We start from the raw sequence: 12804 nt of genomic DNA on the forward strand, positions 1-12804 counted from the left end.
TGTGTGCCGTTGCCCTTCTTTGCGCGCGGGAGGTGGGGGTCGGACGGAGGGTCCGGGCGGTGCCGGACGGGTGCGTGGTGTGCGCTCACCACGGCTTCCGGTACCCGGTGGTCAGTTGGTCGCCGCGGTGGCGCCACTTGGGCTCGTTGTCGACGGTCTTGGCCGTGATGCTGCGCAGCCGGCGCACGACGCTGCCGTACGCGGCGCTGGCGGTGCTGGAGACCCGGCCACCGGGCGGCTCGTCCATGAACGGCATGAACTTGTCGGGGAAGCCGGGCATGGTGCAGGCGATACAGATACCGCCGACGTTCGGGCAGCCACCGATGCCGTCCATCCAGCCCCGCTTGGGCACATTGCATTTGACCACGGGGCCCCAGCATCCGAGCTTCACGGAGCACTTGGGCGAGTCGTAGGTGGTGGCGAACTGCCCCTGTTCGTAGTAACCGGCCCGGTCACAGCCCTCGTGCACGGTGTGCCCGAAGAGCCAGGACGGCCGCAGCTGGTCGTCCAGCGGGATCATCGGGGCGGCGCCCACGGCCTGGTAGAGCAGGTAGGTCAGGGTCTCCGAGAAGTTGTCCGGCTTGATGGGGCAGCCGGGTACGCACACGATCGGGATCCCGGCCTTGGAGGTCCAGTCCCAGCCCAGATAGTCGGGCACGCCCATGGCGCCGGTGGGGTTGCCCGCCATGGCGTGGATACCGCCGTAGGTGGCGCAGGTGCCGATCGCGACGACGGCGAGCGCCTTGGGGGCGAGGCGGTCGATCCACTCACTTGTGGTGATCGGCTGGCCGGTCTCCGGGTTGTCGCCGAAGCCGCACCAGTAGCCCTCCGGTTTGATCGTCTCATTGGGGATGGATCCCTCGATGACCAGCACGAACGGGTCGATCTCGCCGCGCTCGCCCTTGAAGAACCACTCGATGAAGGTGTCCGAGCCCTGGACCGGCCCGCTCTCGAAGTCGATCAGCGGCCAGTGGACGGCGACCTTGGGCAGCCCCGGTAGCGCGCTGAGCGCGATCTCCTCGATGCTCGGCTGGGTGGCTGCGGTGAGTGCCACCGAGTCACCGTCGCAGCTCAGTCCGGCGTTGATCCAGAGAATATGGATCGGCGACTCGTCCTCGGCGGACGGCTTTCCGTTCTCGGCGGCCTTGGCGGCCACGCTCGATGCTGCGGACATGGGGATGTCTCCTCGGCGGATATGCAACGAAAGCGCACATTCGAGGCTTCCGTCATCCTTGGTAACACCGCTGCCCGCCCCGGGCCGGTCACCGGGGGCCATTGCGGTGACTCCCCGCTTCGCACCGACGCCAAAGGGCGCCCGCTCGGCACGGGCGCCCTTGTGGAGCTCTTACGTTCTCTTACGGCCGTCAGCCCTGGGCCCCGGCCTCCACCGCGGTCACATCGAACCGCCCGCCGCAGACCCGCAGCCCGCGGCTGCTCGTCGTCATCGAGTCCTTGGAGCCGGGCGGGTAGACGAAGACCAGCTGCGAGTTGGCCCAGCACGGGGTGTCCGAGACGCCCTCGTTGAGGGTGTGGAGCACGGCGTGCGCGCTCTGGCCAGGCTGGAGCCGGACGACGCTGCCGCGGCCGCCCTCACGGGTGGCCGGCTTGCCGACCGCCGAGCCGTCGCGGTTGATCAGCGAGACCCCGGGGAAGCCGCGCAGCGAACAGGCCTTCTTGCCCTTGTTGGTGAAGATGAGGGGGTAGCGGATGTTGCCCGCGCCGATGTCGGAGGCGCCCAGGCGCAGCGACATATTGGCGGCGGTGCAGCGGTCCGACGCCGTCATGGTCGAGGCGTGCGAACGCGCGGCGGTCGGGGCGATACCGGTCGCCTTGCCGCCGGGCGACGCCGCCGCGTGCGACGACTGCTCGCCGCCGGCCGAGGACTGCCCCTTCGCGCCGGTCGACCGGGGGCTGTCGCCGCTCTGCTGGTTCTGGGAGGTGGCGGGTGCGTCGGCCGACGAGGGGCGGGATGCGGCGCCGGGCCCGTCCTGGCAGGCGGTGAGCGTGAGCGCCGCGACGGCGATCAGCGATCCGGCGGCGACACGACGGCCGCGGCCGAGCGTCTTGGTGGTGAGCGACATAAGTGTCCCCCTCGTCTCGTAGGTGCGAGCTCTCGTATGGGTGCGTCCGGTCCGTCCGTTGCTCTTCCAGCGTGACTCCGGTCACTGCCGGTCCGCTAACGAGGCACTAACACACCGCTAACGAGCCGACGTGCCCGGCACGCCGAGGATCCCGGCACCTGTGTGACCAGCCAGGATTCCAGGTGCGCCGCTCAGGCTCGCAGATAACTCCCGAGTTGCGGATGCGGCACCACGAGGTTCGGCCTACTTCCCCCGGCCTTGGTCGGCGCCGATGTCCGGCGGGTCGGGCACCGGATTGCCGTAGAAGTCCCGGTTACCCCCGCCGCGGACGGCTATGCCGGCGCCCAGGGCCGGGGAGCCGGCCCGCAGCTGCACGTCGTCCGGGGCGACGAACCGGGGGTCACCGGGCACCGCCCCGGTGACCCCCGTGGGGAGGGCGGATATGCGGGCCTACAGGTTGTGGTCATAGGTGTTGTGTGCATCGGCAAGCGGGGAGCCGGCCGCGGCACCGGCGAAGATGTTGTTGCGGAAGGTGACCCCTCCGGGGCCGTTGCTGCTGACCATGGCCGTGTCCGGGGCGTTGGTGGTGACGGTGTTGTTGTGCACCAGGGTGCGGGTGCCGGGGCCGCAGACGACCGAAATGACGCCATAGGGCGCGGTGGTGTTGCGGCCGTTGACGCTGACGTTGTAGCGGACGGTGTTGCGGTCCGTACACCGGCGTGTCGCGGGGCCCGGATCCGGGTGGTGCGACACACCGATGGTGAGGTGCCGGTGGGGGCCACATCGTTGAGCACGTGGTGACGTGACGGGTGACAAGACGAGCCGGACGAAAGTGCAAGCGCTGCCCCGGAGAGTACGACCCCGGCGAGGCGTCCGGCGAAGGTGCCGGAACGGAACCCGGGGGAACTGTAAGGGAGTTGGCGCTGTGCGGGAGTTGGGTGGCGGCGCGCCATGGCCCAACGGTGGCGCCGTCAGCCGGCCACGCCGGCCGGCTGGGTGAGGTCCAGGTCCAGGGTCCGGTCGGTGCCGGGGCTGAGGGATATCGGGGTGGCGTGGGGCGGGTAGCCGGCCGCGGTGAGGGTGTAGTGGCGGCCGCCCAGGCCGGAGAAGGTGAAGGCGCCGTCGCGGCCGGTGAGGGTGTGGCCGGTGATCGTGCCTTCCTCGGCGAGGCTCACGGCAGCGTTGGCCAGCGGCCGGCCCTGGGGGTCGCGTACCGTCCCGCGGACAGCGGCGGCCGGCTTCAGCCGGGCATCCTGTCGGGCCGGATCGCCGCCGGACAGGGTGAGCGTGCGAGCCTGCGGCTGGTGGCCGGGTGCGGTGAGGACGAGGACATAGCTGCCGGGCGGAGGCGGGGCCAGGCCCCAACTCCCTTGCGCGTCCGCGCTCGTACGGGCCACCACCTCGCCGGCGGCATCGGTGACGACGATGCTCCCGCCGGCCTGCGGGCTGCCGTCCACACCACCGAGCAGGGTTCCGCCCAGCCGGCCGCTGCGCTCAAGTATCAGATCCACTTCGGTCGGGGCGTCCTCGCCGGGGTACATGGCGGAGGCTGCGTGCGGGGTGTGGCCGGGCGCGGCGCCCGTGAGGACGTAGCTGCCGGCCGCCGGGGCGGTGAGCGCATAGCGGCCGTCGGCGCTGGCCGTGGTGCTGCCGGCCTGCCGTCCGCCCTGGTCGGTCAAGGTGATGCTCGCGCCCGGGACCGGCGCACCCGCACCGTCCCGTACCCGGCCCGAAAAACCGACCGGGCAGTCGCTTGCCGTGTCCGCTGCGGCGGTGGGCGCGACGGAGGGGCCGTCGGCGAGCGCCGGGCGGGAACCCGTCCGCTGCGACGGCAGGAAAGAGGCCAGTGCGAGGCCGACGAGTACCGCCGCCGTGGCGATCAGGAAGGCGACCCGGAATCCGGCCATGGTGGGCACCGTGACCGGCCCTACGGTCGTCGACATATCGGCCAGCACCATGCCGATCACCGCGCTCGAGACCGAGGTGCCGATCGAACGCATCAGGGTGTTCAGGCCGTTGGCCGCACCGGTCTCGGAGGGGTCGACGGCGCCGTTGATCAGCGCGGGCAGCGAGGAGTACGCCAGGCCGATCCCGGCGCCGACGACCACCGCGATGATGACGGTCTGCCAGGGGGCGTTCATCAGGCCGATGCCCGCGCCGTAGCCGACCCCTATGACGAGCATGCCGAGCAGCAGGGAGACCTTGGGGCCGCGCCGGGCGGCGATCCGCGCGTACAGCGGGGCGACGAGCATCATCGTCAGCCCCAGCGGCGCCACACACAGACCGGCCACCACCATCGACCGGCCGAGGCCGTAGCCGGTCGACCTGGGCAGCTGGAGCAGCTGCGGCAGCACCAGTGAGATGGCGTAGAACGCGACGCCGACCGTGATCGAGGCGAGGTTGGTCAGCAGCACCTCACGGCGTGCGGTGGTCCGCAGATCGACCAGCGGGTCGCCGATGCGCAGCTCCAGCACGCCCCACAGCACCAGGATCAGGGCCGCGGTGCCGAAGAGGCCGAGGGTGGTGGGTGAACTCCAGCCCCAGTCACTGCCCTTGGTGAGCGGCAACAGCAGGGCCACCAGTCCGGCGGAGAGCCCGAGGGCGCCCACCACGTCGAAGCGGCCCGGGGCGCGGACCGGGGTCTCCGGGACGACGCGCAGGGTGAGCAGCATCGACAGCACACCGAGCCCGGCTGCGCCGAAGAACAGGGCGTGCCAGTCGGCGTGTTGGGCGACCAGGGCCGCGGCGGGCAGCGCGAGTCCGCCGCCGACACCGATGGACGAGCTCATCAGGCCCATGGCCGACCCGAGCCGTTCACGCGGCAGCTCGTCGCGCATGAGGCCGATACCCAGCGGGATGGCGCCCATGGCGACGCCCTGGAGCGCCCGGCCGACGATCATGGTGAGCAGATCGCTGGTGAATCCGCAGATCAGTGAGCCGCCGACCATGACCGCGAGGCTGGTCAGCTGCATCCTTCGCTTGCCGTACAGATCACCGAGCCGCCCCATGATGGGCGTGACGACGGCACCGGAGAGGAGGGTCGCCGTCATGACCCAGGTCGCGTTGCCGGGCGCCGTGTTGAGCAACACCGGCAGGTCCTTGATGACCGGTACGAGCAGTGTCTGCATGACCGCGACGACGATGCCGGAGAAGGCGAGAACCGGGACGATACCGCCGCGGGCTCTACGGCCTTCGCCCTCGGCGGGAGCGGGAGCCGGGGGTGCTGCGGCGGTGGCCGCCCTTCCGGGCAGCGGCTTCGTCGTCCGGATCATGCGTGCGGCCTCCAGGGCGGCAGAGGTGGGTGCGGCAGGGCCACGGATATGTGCATGGCGAACGTTTTCCGTGGCGGCCCGTGTTCCGCACCTCGCCACGCGCCTCCCTGCAACGGCGATGTTCTGCCGCACGCCACTCCCCCGACCCCGGCTCGATGCCGACCCCCCGTCGGCCCCACTGGATCCAGTGAAGCGCACACCACTGACAGTCCGTCCGGTGCCACCGGACCCACGACCGAAAGACAAGGGCGCCGCGCATCCTCCGCGGCGCCCCTCACCACTGCCCGGCCGTCCCGTGCGAACCCCAGGCTCCTTACCCCTCAGCAATCAACACCGCGTGCGCGGTATGTTTTCCGGCCCCTGGAACACCATGAACAACCCGAATCACCCGATGTACTGACACTCAACTCACCGCGACACCGGCGTCAACGCCGGCCCGGACCGACGACAGCGACTTCCGCTGGAGTTCGGCATCCAGCAACTCTCCGCGCCCGGGGTCCAGATTGAGCCTGGCGAGGACGGCCGGAACCGCGATGCTGGGGAGCGTGTGCTGGAAGAAGACGGTGAGCCGATAGCAGAGGTCGGCCTGGTTGGTCAGCGCCTGGGACATCATCTGGATGCCGGCGAAAGCACCGACGAACAGCTCGGCGGTCTCGCGGACGACCACGCTCTCCAGGATTTCACCGCGGTCCCGCGCCTCATTGAGAAGGCCTTCGACGAACACGGTCCAGGAGATCATCGACCGCTTGCGATCCAGGTGGTTGGAGCCCTGCTCGACCGCCAGCCGGGCCGCCCCGCGCTGCATCGGGTCGCTGCGCAACCGGAACGCCAGCACCTGGCCCGAATCGACAAACTCCTGCAACTTGATCTTCTGCGGCTCGACGGCGATGTCGGTCACATGCTCTTCGAGCACGGCCAGTGCCAGTTGCTCCTTGGAGGCGAAGTGGAAGTACAGGGCGCCCTTCGTCACCCCGGCACGCTCCAGGACCTCGGCGATCGTCGCGCGGTCGTAGCCCTGCTCGTCAAAGACTGACGCGGCCGCCTCCAAGATCACTCGCCGGGTCCGGATCGCGCGGTCCTGTTGTGCCACAGGACGCCTCCTGTCTGTCGAAGCCTTCAAGTTCCGCACAGCTAGCTACCGCTCAAGTCGCCGCCCCATCAGCGTATTTCCCTTTTCCATCGGCCCGGCATTGAAAATAAAACCGGATGGTACGTATCTTAACAGCGATGGACATCATCCCGTAGAGATGCCTGGGGGCAGTCATGAGCGATGCGTTGCACGTCAGCGACACAGTTCAGCACAGCGCCCCACATCGGTTGCACCTGAACCCCGACCAGCGCGCCACCTCGCGACCGCTCCCCAGCAGCCATGTTCCCTGCGAATACGTCCACCGTCCCATCGTTGACGACATTCTGGTCACGTCATGGCGCAGACTGAACGACTCCCACTTCTCCGTCACCGCCCGGTGGCCCCACGATCATGGATATTTCACCCCCGGTCGTGGCCGTCACCACCCCATCCTCGTTGGCGAAACCATCCGCCAGGCCGGGCTGCTGCTCTCCCACACCGAACTCGGTGTCCCGGTCGGCCACCACTTCATCCTCGGGGACCTCGTCTACACCGATCACCCCGGCCCTCTCGACTCCGGCAACGGACCCACACCGCTGACGATCGACGTCGCCTGTAGCAAGATGCGGATGCGGGCCGGCACGCTGATCAGCGGCCGCTTCGACATGACCATCCGCGGAGGCGGCCGGATCGTGGCGACCGGCCACTCCCATGTCACCGTCACCTCGCCCGCCGTCTACCGCCGGATCCGCGGTGAACGGCTGACCGCACGCCGTGCCCTCGGCCCGCTCCCGACGTCCGTCCCGCCCCGGCTGACCGGCAGCGCCACCGACCAGGACGTCCTGCTCTCCCCCACCGACCGGCCCGACCGCTGGCTGCTGCGCATCGCCCCCGGCCATGCGGCGGTCGTCAATCCGGCGAACGATCATGTTCCGGGCATGGTGCTGCTCGATGCGGCGCAGCAGGCCGCTCACGCGCTGACCGCGCCGGACAGCTTTGTGCCGTACGCCTTCGGCACCGAGTTCCACCGCTACGCCGAGCACGGCATCCCCTGCATGATCGAGGCCATCCGCGTCCCGTCGGCAGTGCCGTGTACCACCACCGTCCAGGTCACCGGCTCACAGGACGGCAAGCCCGTTTTCGTCTCCACCCTCACGGCGCTGGACGCGCGCGGCTGAGCGCACACCTCACGCGCCGCACGCTCCCTCGCGCTCCCCACCGCACTCGACGGCAACCGGCGACCTGCCCGCCGACACGTACACGGAAGGCCGAACCCATGGGTGACCTCAACGGAAAGACCGCGCTGGTAACGGGTTCCAGCCGGGGAATCGGCAGGGGCATCGCCCAGCGCCTGGCTCAGGACGGTGCGCTGGTCGCCGTCCACTACGGGACCAATGACATCGCGGCCAAAGAAACGGCCGAAAACATCACCAGCGCCGGGGGCCAGGCCTTCATAGTCGGTACTGAACTGGGTGTTCCCGGTGATGCGGAAGCCCTCTTCGCGGCGTTCGACGCCGAACTCGCTGCGTACGGCGCCGAACCCGGTCTCGACATCCTCGTCAACAACGCGGCGACCAGGTTCTCCGGGCGCATCGGCGAGGCCACGGAAGAGGAGTTCGACCGCACGATCGCGGTCAACATCAAGGCGCCGTTCTTCATCGTCCAGCACGGCCTGCGCCGTATGCGGGACGGCGGACGCATCATCAACATCTCGTCGGCGGTGACGACTACGGCGCACCCGTCGTCCATCGCCTACAGCGTCTCCAAGGGCGGACTGGACACCCTCACACTCACCCTTGCCAAGGACCTCGGCGAGCGCGGGATCACGGTGAACACCCTCGCCCCCGGCTGGGTCGATACGCATGTGACCGCGGCGCGGACGGCGACGCCCGAGGGGCGGGCGGCGCTGGCGTCCTACTCCGTCTTCAATCGCATCGGGCAGCCCGCGGACATCGCCGATGTCGCCGCGTTCCTCGCCTCGGACGACTCCCGCTGGATCACCGGCCAGCGCATCGACGTCACTGGCGGCTCCACGCTCTGAACCCGCCGTGCCCGTCCACCTGCTCGGGGCGAAGGCCGGCGTCGTCAGGCGTCGTGGAAGACCAGGCCCAAGGAGTGCCGCCGGCCCGAGCGTACGGCGCTCACGCCGTGCCGCACCGGCCCTGCCGACCAGCCCCGGGCGGAGCGGACGGGGCGGTCGCGGGTGGTGAAGACCAGCCCGTGGCCCTGGGGCAGGACGGTGGCGGTGCCGCGCGACTGGGCGCGCGGCCGCTGCTCGACGAGCAGGAACTCACCACCCGTGTAGTCCGTGCCCTGTGCGTCCAGGCCGATGACGACCTGGAGGGGGAAGACCCGCTCGCCGAAGAGGTCGCGGTGCAGCGCGTTCCAGTCGCCCTCGCCGTAACGCAGCAGGATCTGGGCGGACTTGGTCTGCCCGGCTGTGTGGCACATGTCGAGCCAGGCGTCCAGGGTGTCCGGCCAGGGCGCCGGTCTGCCGAGCCGGCCCGCCCAGTCACGGGCGATCGTCAGCAGATACGGGTAGAAGGCCTCGCGCAGGGCCTGGACGGGTCCGGGCAGCGGGTCGGCGAAGTAGCGGTACTGGCCCGAGCCGAAGCGGTGCCGTGCCATGTCGATGGTCGACCGGAAACGATCGGGCTCGTCGTAGAGGTCGATGAGCGCACGGCAGTCGGCGGGGGTGAGCAGACGGGGGGTCAACGCACAGCCCAGCGCGTCGAGTTCCCGGCCGAGCGCCGGCCAGTCGGCCGCCGCGACGCGCTCGGCGAGCGCGGCGGGGCGGGAGGGGCGTGGGCCCGTGCGCCTGTCGGGCGGGCGCTCGGCGGTCGTGGTGGTCATGGCCTGTCCCCGTCCCGTACGGGGGCGCCCTCCAGGCCGAGGAGCTGCCGCTTGCGTTCCGGTCCGCCGGCGTAGCCCGAGAGGGATCCGTTCGCGGCGATCACCCGGTGGCAGGGCCGGACGATGAGCAGTGGATTGGCGCCGATCGCCGTTCCGACGGCCCGCACCGCGCCCGGCGCCGCTCCGATGTCGGCAGCGATCCGCCCGTACGTGGTTGTCGTCCCGTACGGAATCGACTCCAGCGCCCGCCATACGCGCCGTCGGAAGTCGCTTCCCCCGACGCCGGCGCGGTCCGCGCCCTCGGCATTGTCGGTGTACTCGATGCCGAAGCGGGTCAACGTCCCGTCGAAGTAGGCGCGCAGCTGGCGGGCGATCTCGGCGAAGGCCTCGGGTGCCTTCCGCCAGCCGTCCTGAACGGTCGCCCCGCCCTTCTGGCCCGGTACGGACAGCGAGGTGAGCGCGGTGCCGCCCGGTGCGGTGGCCGATTCCTCGCCCACCAGCAGGAGTTCACCCAGCGGGCTGTCGAGTGTGGTGTAGAGCGTCATGGCCGTGTTCTTTCCGTGGAGTGGTGGGGGTGTGGTCTGTGGGGGCGCGGAGTCAGCCGCGCCGAGAGGGACGGGCGGGTGGCCGCCCGGGGGCGGCCGGCGCGTTCCAGAAGTGGTGCATCGCGTACGACCGCCAGGGACGCCAGCTCTGCGCATGGGCCCGCAGGCCGGCCGTCGACGCCCCGGCCCGGCGCATGCCCGCCAGTACGGCGGCATCGCCGGACAGCAGCACATCCGGGTCGCCCAGCGCGCGCATCCGGATATGGCCGGCGGTCCACGGGCCGATGCCACGCAGGTCCAGGAGCCGGCGTTCGGCCTCGTCGCGGTCGGCGCCGGCGTCCAGGGTGACGGTGCCGTCGGCGAGCGCGGTGCTGAGGGTGCGCAGGGTGGTGCTCCGCGGCGCGGGCAGGCCGAGTTCGGTGAACGAGGCCTCCGCCAGGTCCTCGGCGCGGGGAAAGAGGTGGGTGAGCGCCCCGGCGGGCTGCGGCAGCGGCTCGCCGTAGGCGGCGACCAGCGCGCCACCGAGCGTACGGCCGGCGGCGACCGTCATCTGCCGGCCCAGTACGGCACGGAGCGCGAGCTCCTGCGGGTCGGCGGCGCCCGGCGAGCGCAGCCCGGGGCACGCTGCCACCAGCCGCGCCAGGACCGGGTCCGCGCCGAGCCGTTCGGCCACCGCGTACGGATCGGCGTCCAGATCGAAGAGCCGCCGCACCCGCTGGCCGGCGGTGGTCAGATCGCGCAGCTCGGTGAGGTGCAGCCGGCACTCCAGCCAGCCCGCGCCGGGCGCCTCGTCGACCTCGACGACTCCGGGCCCGTCCGGCAGCCGCAAGGTCCGCCGGTACGTACGGGCACCGGGCGCACCGGTCACGTCCTCGACACCGGTGATCGCGTGCCGCTGAAGGTGATCGAAGACCTCCTGCGCGGCGTACGGGCCGCGGTAGGCCAGCCGGAGCGGCAGCACCCCGGATGTGGCGTGCGAGGCGACCGGGCCGTATCGGGTGCCCTTCCCGGGCCGGGCGGCCCGCAGCTCGCTCGGCGTGAGCGCGTAGATCTCCTTGATGGTGTCGTTGAACTGCCGCACGCTCGCGAAACCGGCCGCGAAGGCCACCTCGGCCGCCGGCAGCCCGGTGGTCTGCAACAGGACCCGGGCGGTGTGGGCGCGCTGCGCCCGGGCCAGTGCGACGGGCCCGGCGCCGAGCTCGGCGTTCAGTTGGCGCTGCACCTGCCGCGCGCTGTAGCCGAGCCGTGCGGCCAGCCCCGAGACCCCTTCCCGGTCGACCACACCGTCGCCGATCAGCCGCATCGCACGGCCGACGACATCGGCACGGGCATTCCACTCGGCGGAACCGGGCACCGCGTCGGGCCGGCAGCGCCGGCAGGCCCGGAACCCGGAGCCCTGGGCTGCCGCCGAGGTCGGGAAGAAGGTGACGTTACGGCGCCGGGGCGTGGTGGCGGGGCAACTCGGCCGGCAGTAGATCCCCGTCGTGGACACGGCGAAGAAGAACGCACCGTCGAACCTCGCGTCCCGGCTGCGCACCGCCTCGTACCTGCTGTCCTCGTTCCTCACAGGGTCCACTGTGCAGCAGGTCCGGGGGCCACGCTGGCGGAAATCGGACGGCACGTTGCGGCACACTTCCGTATGCCGGACGTCCCTCCCGCCGCGCCGTCGCCGCCCCTTGGCCGGGCTCTCGCCAGGCACCCCGTCGGAGTTCGGCGACCCAACCCCCCTTTGGGACACGGGGCTTCACGCCATGTGCGTCAGGACGTCCACGCCGCGACCCTGCGCCGAAACGTCCGCGCCGGGACGTCCGCGCCGGAACGTCCGCGTCACGACATCGCTGCCGCGAGCACCACCAGGATCACCACCAGGACCAGGGTCTCCCAGCGCATCGCTCGGCTCAGGACGCTCCGCGTCGGGTACCCGGACCGCCCGCTCCTCGTCGCCCCCCAGGCGCCGTAGTCGCCGTCACCGTTATTGGAATCCGTGCCGTCGCTCATGCCCGGCCCCCGGTCCCCGCCATCCTCGCCACCTCCACACATCGGCCTCGGCCCGCTGCCGCGACCTGCCTCCATTGATACCTGCTCCCTCTGACATCGCGGTCAGCGCCCCCCGACAGCGGTCAGCGACCCCGGCAGACAGCGGATATCTCACGCCGGTGGCATCGGCCAGTCGTTCAGCGAGCCACCCCGCCACTCGACGAGGCGGGGATCGTCGAGCTGGATGTCCTCGGCCGGGCCGGCGACTCCCGCGCGGCGGAGGAATTCGGCAACATCGCCGCGGCCGTGCGCCAGACCGACGATCTGCCCACGTACGGTCACCCGTCGGCCACCCGATGGCGTCGGCGGATGCACGATGACAGGCGGATGCTCGGACATGCCTCCAGCGTGCGCCGGGCGCCGCGGTCGCGCACGTCGGCAGCGGCCACCGGCGTCAGTCCTTGGCCGGGGAACGCCGTACGACGTGGGTCGTCACGCGGCGGCCGCAGGCGGGCGGGAGGCGCTGGCCGATCCCCGGCTGTCTGGCCGATCCCCGGCCGGCATCTCACAGCGGTCAGTTGGGAACGGCAGGCCATTCAGGCACAAGTTCAGACACAAGGAAGCCCCGGCCAGACGGGGGGAACTGGCCGGGGCGGCTCGGTGGAAAGCCTTCACTAGCTCTCACATCCCCTTGAACGGTAAACAGCGGGTGCCCGTTCCGTGAAGAGCGCGTGATGATCGTCACGTTGACCCTCGCGATGACCGGAAATGCCGGGCAACGGCAGACGAGGGTGGAGGACCGGCGGACGACCGGCGGGCAACGGCCCACAGCGCACCGGCGCCGCGACCGCAGTGCGGCAGTCGCGGCGCCGGCCGTACCGGAGCGGTCGCGAGGAACTCCCCCGCACCTGTTCAGTTTTCGGTGGTGTGTCCGGAGAGGCGTTCGACGCCGCGCAGGAGGGCGGAGTGGTCCAGGCCGCCGTCGCCTTGGGCGCGGAGGGAGGCGA

13 protein-coding genes and 1 pseudogene are annotated in these 12804 nt (G+C 71.0%); 2 read left to right on the forward strand and 12 right to left on the reverse strand.

What is annotated here, in order from left to right; translation table 11 throughout:
• Window positions 1-85: 85 nt before the first annotated feature.
• The 6 genes from ACZ55A_RS23365 to ACZ55A_RS23390 all read right to left on the reverse strand — a co-directional run bounded on the left by ACZ55A_RS23365 (window position 86) and on the right by ACZ55A_RS23390 (window position 6443).
• A complete protein-coding gene (locus tag ACZ55A_RS23365; protein ID WP_468843171.1) occupies window positions 86-1174 on the reverse strand; it encodes an NADH-quinone oxidoreductase subunit B family protein in 1089 nt (362 codons plus the stop codon).
• 190 nt (window positions 1175-1364) lie between these two features.
• Complete coding sequence (locus ACZ55A_RS23370; RefSeq protein WP_468843174.1) at window positions 1365-2081, reverse strand: DUF4232 domain-containing protein; 717 nt, start codon at window positions 2079-2081, stop codon at window positions 1365-1367.
• A gap of 243 nt (window positions 2082-2324) precedes the next feature.
• The gene (locus ACZ55A_RS23375; protein WP_468843177.1) at window positions 2325-2492 is read right to left on the reverse strand and encodes a hypothetical protein; all 168 of its coding nucleotides are present in this window, start codon (window positions 2490-2492) and stop codon (window positions 2325-2327) included.
• Window positions 2493-2531: 39 nt separating this feature from the next.
• The gene (locus ACZ55A_RS23380) at window positions 2532-2834 is read right to left on the reverse strand and encodes a hypothetical protein (protein ID WP_468843180.1); all 303 of its coding nucleotides are present in this window, start codon (window positions 2832-2834) and stop codon (window positions 2532-2534) included.
• 218 nt (window positions 2835-3052) lie between these two features.
• On the reverse strand, window positions 3053-5353 hold the full coding sequence (locus tag ACZ55A_RS23385; RefSeq protein ID WP_468843183.1) for an MFS transporter: 2301 nt from the start codon (window positions 5351-5353) through the stop codon (window positions 3053-3055).
• A 403-nt stretch (window positions 5354-5756) separates the two neighbouring features.
• The gene (locus ACZ55A_RS23390; protein ID WP_468843186.1) at window positions 5757-6443 is read right to left on the reverse strand and encodes a ScbR family autoregulator-binding transcription factor; all 687 of its coding nucleotides are present in this window, start codon (window positions 6441-6443) and stop codon (window positions 5757-5759) included.
• Between the two features lie 173 nt (window positions 6444-6616).
• Between ACZ55A_RS23390 and ACZ55A_RS23395 the strand changes: the two genes are divergently transcribed.
• Window positions 6617-7600: a ScbA/BarX family gamma-butyrolactone biosynthesis protein gene (locus ACZ55A_RS23395; protein WP_468843189.1), complete on the forward strand. Its 984-nt coding sequence runs from the start codon at window positions 6617-6619 to the stop codon at window positions 7598-7600.
• 98 nt (window positions 7601-7698) lie between these two features.
• Window positions 7699-8463, forward strand: coding sequence for an SDR family oxidoreductase (locus ACZ55A_RS23400; protein ID WP_468843191.1), 765 nt, complete (start codon window positions 7699-7701; stop codon window positions 8461-8463).
• 44 nt (window positions 8464-8507) lie between these two features.
• On the opposite strand, the gene ACZ55A_RS23405 is transcribed toward ACZ55A_RS23400, so the two are convergent.
• From ACZ55A_RS23405 to ACZ55A_RS23430, 6 genes and pseudogenes are all read right to left on the reverse strand, one after another.
• Window positions 8508-9275 (reverse strand): 2OG-Fe(II) oxygenase, encoded by a 768-nt coding sequence (locus tag ACZ55A_RS23405; RefSeq protein WP_468843194.1) that lies wholly within the window; start codon window positions 9273-9275, stop codon window positions 8508-8510.
• Window positions 9272-9820 (reverse strand): methylated-DNA--[protein]-cysteine S-methyltransferase, encoded by a 549-nt coding sequence (locus ACZ55A_RS23410; protein ID WP_468843197.1) that lies wholly within the window; start codon window positions 9818-9820, stop codon window positions 9272-9274. Before ACZ55A_RS23410 ends, ACZ55A_RS23405 begins: the two co-directional genes overlap by 4 nt.
• Window positions 9821-9872: 52 nt before the next feature.
• Window positions 9873-11387, reverse strand: a complete 1515-nt coding sequence (locus ACZ55A_RS23415; RefSeq protein ID WP_468843200.1) for an AlkA N-terminal domain-containing protein — start codon at window positions 11385-11387, stop codon at window positions 9873-9875.
• Between the two features lie 260 nt (window positions 11388-11647).
• On the reverse strand, window positions 11648-11818 hold the full coding sequence (locus ACZ55A_RS23420) for a hypothetical protein (RefSeq protein WP_468843203.1): 171 nt from the start codon (window positions 11816-11818) through the stop codon (window positions 11648-11650).
• A gap of 150 nt (window positions 11819-11968) precedes the next feature.
• The gene (locus ACZ55A_RS23425; RefSeq protein WP_468843206.1) at window positions 11969-12196 is read right to left on the reverse strand and encodes a hypothetical protein; all 228 of its coding nucleotides are present in this window, start codon (window positions 12194-12196) and stop codon (window positions 11969-11971) included.
• Window positions 12197-12709: 513 nt separating this feature from the next.
• Window positions 12710-12804 (reverse strand): annotated as a pseudogene (locus tag ACZ55A_RS23430) (2-hydroxy-3-oxopropionate reductase); the annotation flags it as partial.

The sequence above is a fragment of the Streptomyces sp. NPDC034111 genome (assembly GCF_055575375.1).